At 57.5% G+C, this 12988-nt stretch carries 17 protein-coding genes; 16 read left to right on the forward strand and 1 reads right to left on the reverse strand.

What is annotated here, in order from left to right:
* The first annotated feature begins 2 nt into the window (after positions 1–2).
* From CEPID_RS02135 to CEPID_RS02190, 12 genes are all read left to right on the forward strand, one after another.
* Complete coding sequence (locus CEPID_RS02135) at positions 3–1382, forward strand: recombinase family protein (protein ID WP_047239566.1); 1380 nt, start codon at positions 3–5, stop codon at positions 1380–1382.
* 3 nt (positions 1383–1385) lie between these two features.
* Positions 1386–2006 (forward strand): hypothetical protein, encoded by a 621-nt coding sequence (locus tag CEPID_RS02140; protein WP_047239567.1) that lies wholly within the window; start codon positions 1386–1388, stop codon positions 2004–2006.
* Between the two features lie 114 nt (positions 2007–2120).
* A complete protein-coding gene (locus tag CEPID_RS13630) occupies positions 2121–2252 on the forward strand; it encodes a hypothetical protein (protein ID WP_269081248.1) in 132 nt (43 codons plus the stop codon).
* Complete coding sequence (locus CEPID_RS02145) at positions 2249–3067, forward strand: bifunctional DNA primase/polymerase (RefSeq protein WP_052843290.1); 819 nt, start codon at positions 2249–2251, stop codon at positions 3065–3067. The genes CEPID_RS13630 and CEPID_RS02145 overlap by 4 nt, the downstream gene beginning before the upstream one ends.
* Positions 3055–4047, forward strand: coding sequence for an AAA family ATPase (locus tag CEPID_RS02150; RefSeq protein ID WP_047239568.1), 993 nt, complete (start codon positions 3055–3057; stop codon positions 4045–4047). The genes CEPID_RS02145 and CEPID_RS02150 overlap by 13 nt, the downstream gene beginning before the upstream one ends.
* Before the next feature lie 125 nt (positions 4048–4172).
* On the forward strand, positions 4173–4379 hold the full coding sequence (locus CEPID_RS02155) for a hypothetical protein (RefSeq protein WP_047239569.1): 207 nt from the start codon (positions 4173–4175) through the stop codon (positions 4377–4379).
* Between the two features lie 541 nt (positions 4380–4920).
* Positions 4921–6381: a terminase TerL endonuclease subunit gene (locus CEPID_RS02165; RefSeq protein ID WP_052843292.1), complete on the forward strand. Its 1461-nt coding sequence runs from the start codon at positions 4921–4923 to the stop codon at positions 6379–6381.
* Positions 6378–7685, forward strand: a complete 1308-nt coding sequence (locus CEPID_RS02170; protein ID WP_047239571.1) for a phage portal protein — start codon at positions 6378–6380, stop codon at positions 7683–7685. The genes CEPID_RS02165 and CEPID_RS02170 overlap by 4 nt, the downstream gene beginning before the upstream one ends.
* Positions 7686–7689: 4 nt before the next feature.
* Positions 7690–8217: a hypothetical protein gene (locus CEPID_RS13065; RefSeq protein WP_144413419.1), complete on the forward strand. Its 528-nt coding sequence runs from the start codon at positions 7690–7692 to the stop codon at positions 8215–8217.
* Between the two features lie 138 nt (positions 8218–8355).
* Positions 8356–9198, forward strand: a complete 843-nt coding sequence (locus CEPID_RS02180; protein WP_047239572.1) for a phage major capsid protein — start codon at positions 8356–8358, stop codon at positions 9196–9198.
* Entirely contained in the window at positions 9198–9557 is a 360-nt protein-coding gene (locus tag CEPID_RS02185) for a hypothetical protein (protein WP_047239573.1), read from the forward strand. Before CEPID_RS02180 ends, CEPID_RS02185 begins: the two co-directional genes overlap by 1 nt.
* The gene (locus CEPID_RS02190; protein ID WP_047239574.1) at positions 9554–9868 is read left to right on the forward strand and encodes a hypothetical protein; all 315 of its coding nucleotides are present in this window, start codon (positions 9554–9556) and stop codon (positions 9866–9868) included. Before CEPID_RS02185 ends, CEPID_RS02190 begins: the two co-directional genes overlap by 4 nt.
* A gap of 466 nt (positions 9869–10334) precedes the next feature.
* On the opposite strand, the gene CEPID_RS02195 is transcribed toward CEPID_RS02190, so the two are convergent.
* Positions 10335–10565, reverse strand: coding sequence for a hypothetical protein (locus CEPID_RS02195; protein WP_047239575.1), 231 nt, complete (start codon positions 10563–10565; stop codon positions 10335–10337).
* A 380-nt stretch (positions 10566–10945) separates the two neighbouring features.
* On the opposite strand from CEPID_RS02195, the gene CEPID_RS13275 reads away from it, so the two are divergent.
* The 4 genes from CEPID_RS13275 to rpsI all read left to right on the forward strand — a co-directional run bounded on the left by CEPID_RS13275 (position 10946) and on the right by rpsI (position 12683).
* Positions 10946–11089 carry a hypothetical protein gene (locus CEPID_RS13275; RefSeq protein ID WP_158408009.1) on the forward strand — a complete coding sequence of 48 codons (144 nt, stop codon included), beginning with the start codon at positions 10946–10948 and terminating at the stop codon, positions 11087–11089.
* 27 nt (positions 11090–11116) lie between these two features.
* Positions 11117–11407, forward strand: coding sequence for a WXG100 family type VII secretion target (locus CEPID_RS02200; RefSeq protein ID WP_047239576.1), 291 nt, complete (start codon positions 11117–11119; stop codon positions 11405–11407).
* Between the two features lie 293 nt (positions 11408–11700).
* Positions 11701–12144, forward strand: coding sequence for a 50S ribosomal protein L13 (gene rplM, locus CEPID_RS02205; protein WP_047239577.1), 444 nt, complete (start codon positions 11701–11703; stop codon positions 12142–12144).
* A complete protein-coding gene (gene rpsI, locus CEPID_RS02210; RefSeq protein ID WP_047239578.1) occupies positions 12144–12683 on the forward strand; it encodes a 30S ribosomal protein S9 in 540 nt (179 codons plus the stop codon). The genes rplM and rpsI overlap by 1 nt, the downstream gene beginning before the upstream one ends.
* Positions 12684–12988 lie beyond the last annotated feature (305 nt).

A 12988-nucleotide genomic window follows, 5' to 3' on the forward strand; every position in this document is an offset into this window, starting at 1 on the left:
TTATGGGTTGGGCGATCTACTGCAGAATCTCGAAAGACCAAAAAGGTGAAGGTCACGGCGTCGACAGGCAGGAAAACGACTGTCGAAAATTCGCGTCCCTACATAACCTCGAAGTTGTCGACGTCTACACCGACAACGACATTTCCGCGTTTTCAGGCGCCACCCGCCCCGCATATGAGCAGATGATGCAAGCCGCGAAAGACGGTCAACTCGAGGGCATAATATGCTGGCACATTGATCGCCTTTACCGACGCTCCGTCGACCTTGAAAACCTCGTGGAGATCGTCGAAACAACCGGCGTTGAAGTAAGAACCGTCAAGGCCGGAGACCTCGACCTCAACACAGCCACAGGCCGCATGATGGCCCGCATGGTCGCAACGATCGCCAACTACGAAGTAGACCACATGACCGAACGGCTCAAGGCGTCGGAGGAACAACGAGCCATGCAAGGCAAGTGGCGAGGTGGTTACGTCCCCCACGGGTACCGAAACATCAAAGGGGAGGGGCGCCTCGAGATCAACGAGAATGAAGCGCAATGGCTCCGCAGGGCCACGGATCTACTGCTCGAAGGCCACTCGCTCCGCTCCGTCGTGAAGTCCCTGAACGCTGAAGGATCACTGACAAACCACGGCAACCAATGGCGAAGCGTCACACTACGCAACGCCCTGCTCAACCCAACAATCGCCGGATTCTCCACCCATAAGAAGAAGATCGTCGGCAAGGCTCAATGGCCCGCGATCCTCGAGGAAAACAAGTGGCACCAAATCCGCGCCCTGCTCACAGATCCAGCACGTCGAACACAACAGGGCACGGACCGAAAATGGCAAGGCGCCGGGGTCTACAGGTGCGGAAAATGCGGGGGAAAACTCTACTCAATGGGCGCCTACGGCGGCAAACGATCCTACATGTGCCGCGAATGTGGAGGCGTTCACAGATCACAACAGCCACTCGATGCCCTCGTTGACCGCGTGGTTATTGGCTATTTGTCGAAGCCGGAGAATCAAATCACGCTGGCGTCTAAAGCGGATCCGAAAGGGCCCGATCTCCCAAAGTTGAAGAACGAGCGCCTGCAGCTACTCTCTCGCAAGACGTCATTGGGGGAATTGTTTGGCGCCGGGGTTATCGACCGTTCACAACTCGTGGCAGGCACCCGCGAAGTCGAGGATGCACTCAAGAAACTTGACCGGAAGATCAGCGACATTTCAGCCACGCACCCCGGACTCGCGCTCGTGCTCAACTCCGATGACGTAGCAGCGGCGTGGGGTGGGCTGTCTGCCGATAATCGCGCCGAAGTGATCGACATGCTCATGACGGTGACGGTCATGCCCGGTAAGCGCGGCCCAAAATTTGACCCCGAACTAATCAAGATCGAATGGAAGTAAATCATGTACGAAAACATGTCAGACGATGAACTCATGGAACACTTCAAAGCATTTTCAAAGCAGCAACCAGAGCCGACTAGTCTGCCGAAAAGTAAATGGCTGGCGCGTCGAAAACGATCGCTCCGGCGTTTCAGTGATCCGACGACTATCCAGATTGTTTGCAGTCACAAGAGCGGCACACTTTCCAATAAACGGCCGGCAACACTTGGTGAAGCGATTATAGAAATGGACACCAGCCGCGCCTCGCATATCGCCCTTGACTGGAACCCCGTCCGGGGCAACATGAACAACCGCATGAACCGCAAAGGCCATTACAACCCGGTAGCCATTGATGAGGCCGTGCCGCCCCCGTCTCCGGAGGAATTACGCCGCAGGGGAATCGATGAGGATCACTTAGAATATCACGATGCGGAAGGGCTTGAGCGCCTCGGAACTAAGGGCATGTCCAGGGTACGCCGAAATGCGATTACTAATTACTACGCTGACCAGCTAATTTGTCCACGATGCACTATGCATGTAAGCCGCAATGATGAAGTGCTCAAACAGATCTTGAGGGGCATTGCAGATGCCGGTATGACGAAACTGGATATCCAATACATCGATTTCTACGCTAAGATGCTATAATGACCACAGAATAGCCCTGGACGGTAGCAGGGCCCCAACTAGATTGGGTGAACGTCTACCGCGTACCAGGTGGCACAAAAGGCCCCTTAGATTTTCATGTCTAAGGGGTTTTATATGTCGCAACAGCCAGAACAGTTTGGCGACTACATTAAGCGCGTCCTAGCAGACGCCCCGCCACTCACCGAAGAAAAACGTGAGTACATCACCCGCATCTTCCAAACCGCGAAAAGCGGTGATGTCAAGTGACCAACCTGCCTATCAACAACTCCGAAATGTGCATGTGGGCTGTTGAGCTCGCTAGTCAAGGTTTCGAGGTATTCCCACTCCACCCACGCGGCACAATCGGCCACGACGGGGAGCCGAAGGAAAAAACCCCAATCTATTTCGGTGGCCACAACAACGCATCCTCAAGCTGTGACTTGGCACAGGAAATCTGGACAGATCACCCCAACGCCAACATCGGGATCCGCGTCCCCGAAGGGCACTGCGTTATTGACATTGACCCGCGGCACGGCGGTTTCGAGACGTTCAGCCAAATACTCGGAGACAACCCATTTCCCGAAACCCTCACCACTCTCACAGGCTCCGAAGGCCTGCACCTGTGGTTTAATCTCCCCGATGATCGCTCAACCCGCGGAAACAACGCGGCGCCCGGCATCGACATTAAGACCCGAACTGGCTATGTCGTTGCTCCTGGCTCCTGGCATCCGAACGGCAACCGTTACCAGTGGGAGCGGTTCATGGAAGTTGCAATGCTTCCTGACTACCTTGAGGATCTTGTCTATAAGCCACGGCGCCCACGCGGGCACTTCCGCCGGGAAACCTCATGGACATGGGGCGACCGCAACGCTGACGGCCTCATCCGCTGCGTAGCCGAAGCACCCGACGGCAACCGGAACAACATCCTATTTTGGGCTGCCTGCGTAGCCTACGAGGACGGGCTCCGGATCCTTTACCAGCTCGAGGACGCCGCGCTAAGCGCGGGTCTCGAGTTGTACGAGATCGAGCGCACAATTAACAGCGCCGCCCGAAAGATCATGGGTGCGCAATGGAACCACTAATCAAACCACACAAGCCGGCTAAATACGTCGACCCCGAAGCACCGGAACTCCCCGCCTTCCACATCCTCACCCGCGAAGAAATCGACGCCATCCCCGACCTCGAGCCACTCATCAAGGGGGTTATCGACCAGGGGACCGTCGCCATGCTCGCGGCACAACCAGCGGCCGGTAAAACATTCCTCGCGCTCGACTGGGCGTGCTGCTACGCCACAGGCAAACGCTGGCAAGGCCACGACACCGAGGCAACCGGCAACGTCCTATACATCGCAGCGGAAGGCGCCCGCGGTATTAAGCAACGCCTCAACGCATGGGAGCAAGCATGGAAAACCACCGTGCCCGCTGCCGCGTTCCACCTCATCGACAAACCCGTCAACCTCGGATCCATTCTCCAGGTGGAGCGACTCATCGGCCAGATCGAAGCAGGGGAGTATGGGCTCGTAGTAGTCGACACCGTAGCCCGCTGCTCCCTCGGCCTCGAGGAAAACAGCGCAACCGACATGGGCAAAGTAGTCGACTCCCTCTATAGGATCCGCGAAGCGATGGGAGATCACGGCACAGTGCTCGCAGTCCACCACACCGGCAAAAGCGGCGAAGTACGCGGATCCTCCGCGCTACTCGGAGGTGTGGACCAACTCATGAAACTCGAGCGCAGCGGCGGCGGGCTCATATTGCAGGACGAAAAGCGGAAGGACGGGCGCGGACTCGCACCAATTGGGCTACGCCTGTCGGAATCCCACGGTTCCATGATCATCGAAAGTGACGCCCCGGAGTTCAGGGAAGCTGACCACACACTACTGATCGAGATGGCCGCGATCCGCAACGCGCTACCGCTGACCCTGCCACAGCTCAAGGCAGCGGTCGACATGCACGACCGCGACGTCTACCGTCAATTGTCCTACTGGATCGACCAAGGGCGTGTGACCAGCACCAATGAGAAGAACCCCCGATACAACTTGGTTGAAGAACAGGGGTTCATCTGATGGAGGGCATAGTACGACCGTCTTGCCACTCGGCTCTGCGTCGCAAGGCCCTACGGCCGCTAGCGAGCGCTCGAGCAAGAGCCTATCATACGCCACCAAATCCTACCTACTTTAAGGGGTAAAACATGCAACGCATAGAAGCAGCAATACCACTACCAGAAGTAGCGGTAAAACGATCGAAGCGCAAAGGCCCACACGTCCGAATCAGGATCGACAAAACCTGGTACCGACTCACCACGGCCGAAGCCTACACACTGGCAAACCGCCTCGTCGACGCCGCCGAAGAAGTCCAACACCGAAACGCCACAAAACTCGGGAAAGAATCATGCTAGCCAACCCATGCCTATCCTGCGGCCAACCCACCCGCCACGGCTCCCGCTGCAACCAGTGCGCGAAGCAAGTAGCACGGATCAAAGACCGTGGCCGAAAGAAAACCAAGGCCACCACAGCGGCGGAGCGTGGCTATGACACGCGCTGGCGCCGACTATCAGAAAAGGCCCGAAAGCTCCAGCCGTTCTGCACAGACTGCGGAACCAGCGAAGATCTCCAATGTGACCACACACCCGAAGCGTGGGAACGTCACAACCGTGGGCTACCGATCCGGCTACAGGACATTGATGTTGTGTGTGGCCCCTGTAATCGACGCCGTGGCGCAGCTCGAGGCAAAGACGTTAAACGGCGATCTAAGGAGTTGAAACCCAACCAATGATCGAGAGCGTGGCTAGGGCGGGAAAGGCTGCGAAACGGGCAGCTAGGCAGTGGGGGGAGGCCCCTACGAGGGTTCATGAGCTACACCCCCCGCGGCCCGGCTCCCTGTCCGTATTAATTGGTAGTTTATGATGATTGGTAAGTGTAAATGATGGGTGGTGACCAATGAGTTTGAAGCGGGGTCCAAAGGGGCCGCGTGTGTTGGAGCCGTTGCCGTGGAAGTCGCGGGCGAAGGTGGGGACGGTGGAGCATTTTCGTTTGTTCTGCCATCGGTTCCTTAAGGTGCCGAAGGGTGTGGGTGCGTTGTCTCCGTTCCGGCCGCGTCCGTGGCAGTTGGAGGCGGTGCGTCCGTTTTTTGAGGGTGAGGCGAAAACGAATTTGCTGTGTATCCCGCGTGGTAATGGCAAGTCTGGTTTGATTGCTGCGGTGTCTCTCTATCGTCTTTTTTACGGTGGTGAGGGGTCGGCGGGGTTGGTTGTGGCGCAGAACGACACGAGGGCGCGGGCTCTCGTTAAGACGATGGCGCGCATGGTTGAGCTGAATGAGGATCTGGCTTGTCGGTGTGAGATCTATAAGGACAAGATCACGTACCCGTTTACGGATTCTCATGTTTTGGCGGTGGCGTCGGAGCAGTCGGCGGTGGAGGGTGAGGATCTGACTACGGCGATTGTGGATGAGATTGGTTTTGTGGAGCGGGATGTTTTTGAGGCTGCGTTGTTGTCGTTGAAGCGTCCGGGGTCGAAGTTGTTTGGTATTGGTACTCCGTCGAAGCCGCGGATGCGTGACAGGTCGCCGTTTTGGGATCTGGTTGTTGCTGCTCGTGGTGGTGATCCGTCGGTGTCGTTGGTGGAGTATGGGGCGCCGGATAATGCCGCTAGTGATGATTGGGATGCGATCATTGCTGCTAATCCTGCATATGGTGATTTTTTGGATGCGGAGACGGTGCGGGCGCAGGCGCCGCCGAAGACGTCGGAGGCGGAGTGGCGTCGTGCTCGCATGGGGGTTTGGATTACTCAAAGTGGTGAGTCGTTCATGCCGGCGGATGCGTGGCGTCGGCAGGCCCGGCCGGGTGTGCAAATTCCGCGTGGCACGAAGGTTGTGTTGGCGTTGGATGGGTCGCAGCGGTGGGATGCCACGGTGCTGATGATGGCGTCGGTGTCTGCGAAGCCTCATCTTGAGGTTGCGGGGTGGTGGTTTGGTGATCATGACCCGGATTATGAGGTGTCTCATGCGGAGGTGGAGGCCCGTGTCTTGGAGCTGGCACGGCAGTACAAGGTGGTTGAGGTGACGGGGGATCCGTTTTTGTGGATGCGGACGTTGCAGGTGCTTGAGGATGCGGGGCTGCGTGTGACGAAGTTTTCGCAGTCGGCGGGGCGTATGTCGCCTTCCTTGGCGGAGTTTAAGGCCGCTGCGCTGGATGGGAACTTGACCCATGCGGAGGATCAGCGGTTGAACAAGCACATGCTTGCGGCGCAGATTAAGGAATCTGGTACGGGCATGAAGTTGGATAAGGCAAGTAAGACCCAGCACATTGATGGGGCTGTGGCGTCGGTGATGGCGTACAGTCGCGCGTTTTGGTTGGGGAGTAAGCGTTTCAAAAAGAAAGTTAGGAGTTTTAAGCGATGAGGGTGTCGACGGAAAGTTTGGTGGCGCGCTTAGATCATGCGCAGCCGGTGATTGCGCGGCGCGATATGTATTACCGCGGGCGGCAGCCGTTGCGGTTCATGAAGTCCACTGTGGATCCACAGATTGCTGGTTTCACGGCGAACTTGTGCAAGGTGGCTGTGGGTGCTGTGGGGGAGCGGTTGAACGTCACTGGTATTTTGGCGTCGGTTGATGGGCGTGATGTGTCGGAGCGGGCGTGGAAGTTGTGGGCGGATGCGGATATGCCGATGCTGGTTCAGGCCGCGCTTGTGGATGCGTTGGCGGTGGGTTCGGCGTTCCTTGTGGTGTGGGCGGATGAGTTTGGGCGTCCGTCGATCAGTGTGGAGACGGCGGAGCATGTGGTAGTTGAGCGTGACCCGATCACGAATGGTGTGGTGGGTGCGTTGAAGCGGTGGGTGGTGCGTGATCATAACAATGTTGAGCTTGCCACTCATTTTGTGAAGTATTTGCCGAAGGAGATTGTGCATCTGGAGCAGTCGGCTACCGATGGCAAGCTGCGTTTCGTCCGGTCGATTCCGAATCCTCTTGGGGTGGTGCCGGTGGTTGAGCTGCTCAATATTGAGCGGGTAGGTGATCAGGCGGGCTCGAGTGTGGTGGATGATTTGGCGCCGCTGGTGGATGCGTTGAACAAGCTGATTGTGGACATGTTGGTGACGTCGGAGGCGGTGGCTCGTCCTAAGCGGTGGGTGACGGGTGTGGAGCTTGAGGATCCGGAATCGGTGTTTTTGCCGGATGCTGGTTTTGAGGCGGATGCGCCGGTGGAGGTTGTTGACGTCGACGCGGTGGCCGATGAGGTGTCGGCGGAGTCTCCGTTTAAGGACTCGGATGATCTGTGGGTGGCGGAGCAGGCGGACGCGAAGTTTGGTCAACTGCAGGGCGCGGATCTCGCTGGCTATGAAACCGGCGTGAATCTGATCGTGCAGCAGATCATGGCGATCAGTGGCCTGCCGGGGCACCTCGTGGGTGTCACAACGAGTAACCCGGCGACGGCCGAAGCATTGCGGGCGTCGGAGGTTGCGCTGACGTCGCGGGCGCAGTCCAGGATCCGCGTTTTTGATAAGCCGCTGGAGTGGGCGGTACGGCTCATGGTGGCCATTGATGCTGGTGTGTCCCCGGATCGTGTGGAGGCATCTGTCCAGTGGGCAGACCCTTCCACGCGCTCAATTGCGCAGGAAGCAGACGCGGCGGTGAAACTCGTGCAGCAAGAAGTGATCAGTACCGATGAAGCCCGCGCTCGTGTGGGTGAAGAAAAGATTGGAGCGTAAAGAAATGGAAAATCAAGAGGTTAAGAATGAAGTCCCGCATGGTGATGATCGCTACGCAGTTAGTAATGGTCATGATGACCCCAACTCGAATTTGGGCGTTGAACCCAATGGGATGACGGCGTCGGAAGTGAACCGTGGTGAAGATCGAGATGGTTCCAACCGGGGTGATGAGCACCCCACAAAGGATGCCGCGGAACACGACTCCCCGGATATGTTCCCGCGTAAGGTTGTCGAGGATTTGCGTAAGGAAGCGGCGAAATACCGTGAACGTGCGAAGCGAACCGATACCCTCGAGCAGCAGTTGCACCTGGCGCTCGTGAAGCTGGATGGGCGCCTCGCAGATCCGGCGGATCTACCGTTTCACGCGGAACACCTCGAGGATCCTGAACAGCTCTCGGCGGCAATCACAGCCCTGGTTGAGAAGAACCCACGGATGAAGGCGATGCGCCCGATAGGGGATGCGGGGCAAGGTAACCGTGGTGGAGCTAAGCCGGCTGAATTTGACCTGATCAAGGCGATTAGGGGCTACTAGTATTTACGACACTGTGACGTTATGTTATGGTGGGTGCGGGTTAGACGCCCTGGCGGTGTTGGCCTTCATCGCATAGCTCCCCGGCGGAGTCAGCGAAAATTAACCATTTTCTCTTGACTCCGGAAGGGGAGTTTTCTCATGGCCACTAATACCACTTCTAACCACGGCACTCTGATTAAGGATCAGGTGTCCACGATGCTCGTTCAGCCGCTCGAAGCGGCGTCCATCGTGCTTGCATCCGGCCCGACGATCTTCCCCAGCTCCGAACCGGTGCGCGTTCCGAGGCTCGATTCCTCCGGTGATGTCACTTGGGTGGGTGAAGGCGAGCTGATCCCGGACAATTACACGGCGGGTTTCTCGGAGATTCCGCTGATGCCGAAGGAACGTAAGTCGTTGAAGGTGATTTGCCGGTTCACTAACGAGCTGATCCGTATGGCTGCGATTGGTGTGTCTCCGATCATGCAGCAGCGCATCGTCACTGATGTGAAGAACAAGCTTGATGATGCCCTGCTCGTTGGTGACGGTTCCGACAACACGATCACTGGCATTTTCAACCAGCCGGGCACCCAGAAGGGCGCGCTTGACTTGTCGAAGCCGGACAGCCTGCTCGACGCCCTGGCGCTAACGACGGCGAAGGAAGTAACCCCTAACCGCTGGTTCATCAACGCCGGTGATTTCTTCACCTTGCGGAAGGTCAAGGACGGCAACGGCCGGTACATCCTCACCGAGGACATCACTTCGGATACCACCTACAAGCTGTTTGGTATCCCGGTCACGGTGTCGAACAAGGTGCCAGCGGGTAAGGCCGCGCTGCTCGACATGAAGCAGGTCGCGGTTGTGCGTGACGTCGATCCGGCGATAACGATCCTGAATGAGCGCTACGCGGAGTATGACGAGGTTGGTATCCGTGTTGTGACCCGTTATGACCTTGGTCTGCTCAATCCGAAGGGTGTTGTGATTCTTGAGGCGGCGGGCGCCTAGTGTCCCGGTTGCAGGGGGAGTCGGTGCGCGTGGTCACGGGTGTTCAGCGAAACCAATACGGGAAAGTGATCGGTACTACCGGCGTCGATTTCCTAGCCGTGGTCGTACCTGAGTCCACCGACACGTTGAAGGGTGATGGTGGTGGCCTCGTGGCTGTTGTCGCTACCCGTGCCCGCCTGCTCGTGCCACATGGTTGGTCGGTGCCGGCTGGTGTGAAGCCTGGCGCGGAGATTGAAGTCCGTGGCGCCACCTGGTACGTGGACGGTGAAGTGTCCAAGCATGTTTCCCCGTTCGGCACCCGCGTGGGTGGGGTGGAGGTCAAACTTTCTAAGAGTATGGCTGGAGGTGTGCCGTTGTGACGCCGGATGAGTTGATCAAGTTTACGGGGGCTACGGGCCCGAACGTGCAGGCGCAAGCACAGCAGGCGTTGAGTATGGCGGAGGCGTTCGTGGATGCGTATTGTCGCGGGCGTCATAAGCGTGGGGGCGTATTGCGTCCTGGAGTGGATGCTGTGATCACTGCTGTGGCCGCTCGGATCCTTGCTAATCCGGAGCAGATTCAACAGCGGGAGCAGGTTGGCCCGTACTCGTTTTATCGGGACGCTGGTTTCCAGGGGTTTAACCTCGTGGAGCTCGCGGTGCTGAACCGCTATCGGAAACGGGCTAAGTAGCTGGTGGTGGAGTCTGTTCCCCGTAGGCGCGAAGCGACGTTTACGGCTCACTGGATTCCCAAGATCTTGGGAATCTGTTCCCCCTAGGCGCGAAGCGACGTTGCTTCCCATCTCCGGGAAGCTTTCGGGAAAACCCTGTTCCCCGTGGGCGCGAAGCGGCGTTCTATACGGTCAAAAATGACCGGGTACAAGACTCCTTGTTCCCCGTAGGCGCGAAGCGACGTTCGATGACGTAAGCCAGGCTGACGTCACCGATCCCTGTTCCCCGTGGGCGCGAAGCGGCGTTGGATTTCTCGGAAATTTCCGATAAACCCTCCGACCCATTCCCCGTAGGTGTGAAGCGACGTACTAGGTGGGGAATAGATCGACCCCGGCGGAGCTATAGGGGGTGATCTACGCCGGGGCCTCGCCACCCCTCGGGGGATGGGTGACTGAATTGGATTATGACATGCTCATGCGGAGCTCGCTACCTGACGCTGAAGCTTAGCCTGTCTTTAGGTTGACCGACGATGGTTTCCGCTTCCTCGAAAATGTGTGACACGGTGGTTCCTGTGAGCTTTGCGACGTTCTGGAGATCATCTACTGTCACGGTGTTGGGGAAGTCGCTCGTGCTGGCGGGGAAGTGGCATACCAGTTGTATGAGGACTTGATCTGTGATCGCTTCGGCCAATGTGATGGCGTCGTTGTTGTCTGTCATTGTTTTCTTCCTTCTGGTAGGTGGTGGTTGCTGTGGTGGCCATAAGGAACACAAGTGTGCCCCTCGCTGGATAGCCTGCCCAGCGTGCCTGCCCTTTTGACCGCCAACCGTTGCTATCCCACGGGTTGTAGCCCCGTCACGTCGTTAGCGTGAGGGGCTCAACCTATGACCTTTAGCTGGCTGATCAGGCGGGCTATTGGTGGAAGATGGGCGTTGCATCTTCTCCTTACGAGCTGGCTCGTTAAACGCCGATTGCTGGTTATCCCGTCGGGCTAATCTCGTAACGACGGCCCCGGTAAAGGGTGTGCTCGCTATGCCTGATCTGGTAGTGTGTGAGGCATGACGCGGGCGGAGGTTGTGCTCCGTTTCGTCTAGGCCCCATGTTGGTGTTACCGCACCTCGTGGGGCCATTTTCTATTTACACCCCAACTTTTACTCTCGCTAACGCTAAAAACTTCGACAGCATGGAGGCGGACAACTCGACTGCCTTCAACAACATCGGTGGCCAGGGCCTGGCGCTCTAACCCTCAATTCAGATAAGGACAATCACCATGAACCAAATGATCAAGTACTCCTTCGGCGAGATCGAGACTGCAGCCATGGACATCAACGCGACCTCTGGCCGCATCAACTCGCTGCTCGACGCACTCAAAACCCAAATCCAGCCCATGGTCGCAACGTGGGAAGGCACCTCGGCTACGGCTTATCAGGAAGCGCAGCAGAAGTGGGACCGTTCCGCTGCTGAACTCAACACCATCTTGGCTACTATTGCCTCGACGGTGCGCGAAGGAAACGACCGCATGTCGGAGGTCAACCGAATGGCCGCAGCTAGCTGGGGATAACCCAAAAATCCTTACCCGCTAAAAGCCAACTAACGAGCTCATCGCGTGGCCCAGGCCCGCCAGTGCTCACGGCTTCGAGCTTTTCGACGAGGTGGAAGACGTCGAGAAGCATTGGCCGTGACCATTGCGTAAACCTGGTGCCACGCGATTTTTGTTTTGGACGCGTAGTGCATTAGGGTAGGTGAGTCTATGTGTGCTTTTTAAGTATCAACTCGGGTCCCCACCGGCCGCCGAGAGGGTTGCAAAACACATGGGTTGGCTGGCAGTCCTAGACAGACTTATAAGGAGTCATTTTGTCTACTTTTCACCCAAAGAGCGGTGACGTAACTCGTAAGTGGTACGTCATCGACGCCACTGACGTGGTGCTGGGTCGTCTCGCAGTAACCGCTGCGGACCTCCTGCGTGGCAAGCGTAAGCCTTACTTTGCTCCAAACGTTGACTGTGGTGACTACGTCATCATCATCAACGCGGACAAGGTGCACATCTCTTCCAACAAGCGTGACCGCGAATTCCGCTACCGTCACTCCGGCTACCCAGGTGGCCTGAAGACCATGACCCTTGGTCGCTCCATGGAACTGCACCCAGAGCGCGTCGTCTTCGAAGCAATCGAAGGCATGATGCCGCACAACAAGCTGACCCGTGCTTCTGTGAAGAAGCTGCGCGTTTTCGCCGGCTCCGAGCACCCATACGCTGCTCAGAAGCCTGAAACCTTCGAAATCAAGCAGGTGGCCCAGTAATGACTGAAGCAAACATCAACGAAACCCAGGCTGCTGACGCTGCAGACATCGCTGCTGCAACCGCTGCAACCGAGGAGTTCACCAACACCATCGGCGACGCCATCAATGTTGAAACCGCGTCTGAGGACGCTGTCGCAGCTCCAGTGATCACCGAAGGCCCAATCCAGACCGTTGGTCGCCGTAAGCGCGCCATCGTTCGTGTTCGCATGGTTGCTGGCTCCGGCCAGATCACCTGCAACGGCCGCACCCTCGAGGATTACTTCCCGAACAAGCTGCACCAGCAGCTGATCAAGGCTCCACTGGTTCTCATCGACCGTGAAGGCCAGTTCGACATCCAGGCTAACCTGGTTGGCGGCGGCCCTACCGGCCAGGCTGGTGCACTTCGCCTCGCGATCGCTCGCGCGTTGAACGCATACAACCCAGCTGACCGTGCAGCCCTGAAGAAGGCTGGCTTCCTCACTCGTGACGCTCGTGCCGTCGAGCGCAAGAAGGCCGGTCTCCACAAGGCACGTCGCGCACCTCAGTACTCCAAGCGTTAATCGCTTCGCGTACGAGGCGCGTATCGCCTTTTGCCAAAACCGCTCTGGCCACTCCTTTTTGGGGTGGGCAGAGCGGTTTTGTTGTTGTTTGAAGAGGATGTAGATGATTTCGAACCGCGCGCAGGTGAGCGGGTGTGCGGAGTAAGTCGTTCGAAGATTCAGGAGCAGTGCTGTAGCAGTGTTGATGCAGTGCTGTGCCAGTGTCGATGGGGGAAGAAAGACATTGCGCGTTGTGTTATCCAACTTGACCACACCGTAGCGTCTGAAATTGGCTAAGTTGTGGCGCCCCGGTGTGGTCAAGTTGG

It is taken from the genome of Corynebacterium epidermidicanis (assembly GCF_001021025.1).
GTDB classification, from domain to species: domain Bacteria; phylum Actinomycetota; class Actinomycetes; order Mycobacteriales; family Mycobacteriaceae; genus Corynebacterium; species Corynebacterium epidermidicanis.

What these genes read in the sequence shown, in the direction of transcription:
- CEPID_RS02135 (WP_047239566.1), top strand. Translation starts at nt 3, where the DNA reads ATGGGTTGGGCGATCTACTGCAGAATCTCGAAAGACCAAAAAGGTGAA.
- CEPID_RS02140 (WP_047239567.1), top strand. Translation starts at nt 1,386, where the DNA reads ATGTACGAAAACATGTCAGACGATGAACTCATGGAACACTTCAAAGCA.
- CEPID_RS13630 (WP_269081248.1), top strand. Translation starts at nt 2,121, where the DNA reads ATGTCGCAACAGCCAGAACAGTTTGGCGACTACATTAAGCGCGTCCTA.
- CEPID_RS02150 (WP_047239568.1), top strand. Translation starts at nt 3,055, where the DNA reads ATGGAACCACTAATCAAACCACACAAGCCGGCTAAATACGTCGACCCC.
- CEPID_RS02155 (WP_047239569.1), top strand. Translation starts at nt 4,173, where the DNA reads ATGCAACGCATAGAAGCAGCAATACCACTACCAGAAGTAGCGGTAAAA.
- CEPID_RS02165 (WP_052843292.1), top strand. Translation starts at nt 4,921, where the DNA reads ATGAGTTTGAAGCGGGGTCCAAAGGGGCCGCGTGTGTTGGAGCCGTTG.
- CEPID_RS02170 (WP_047239571.1), top strand. Translation starts at nt 6,378, where the DNA reads ATGAGGGTGTCGACGGAAAGTTTGGTGGCGCGCTTAGATCATGCGCAG.
- CEPID_RS13065 (WP_144413419.1), top strand. Translation starts at nt 7,690, where the DNA reads ATGGAAAATCAAGAGGTTAAGAATGAAGTCCCGCATGGTGATGATCGC.
- CEPID_RS02180 (WP_047239572.1), top strand. Translation starts at nt 8,356, where the DNA reads ATGGCCACTAATACCACTTCTAACCACGGCACTCTGATTAAGGATCAG.
- CEPID_RS02195 (WP_047239575.1), bottom strand. Translation starts at nt 10,565, where the DNA reads ATGACAGACAACAACGACGCCATCACATTGGCCGAAGCGATCACAGAT.
- CEPID_RS13275 (WP_158408009.1), top strand. Translation starts at nt 10,946, where the DNA reads ATGTTGGTGTTACCGCACCTCGTGGGGCCATTTTCTATTTACACCCCA.
- CEPID_RS02200 (WP_047239576.1), top strand. Translation starts at nt 11,117, where the DNA reads ATGAACCAAATGATCAAGTACTCCTTCGGCGAGATCGAGACTGCAGCC.
- rpsI (WP_047239578.1), top strand. Translation starts at nt 12,144, where the DNA reads ATGACTGAAGCAAACATCAACGAAACCCAGGCTGCTGACGCTGCAGAC.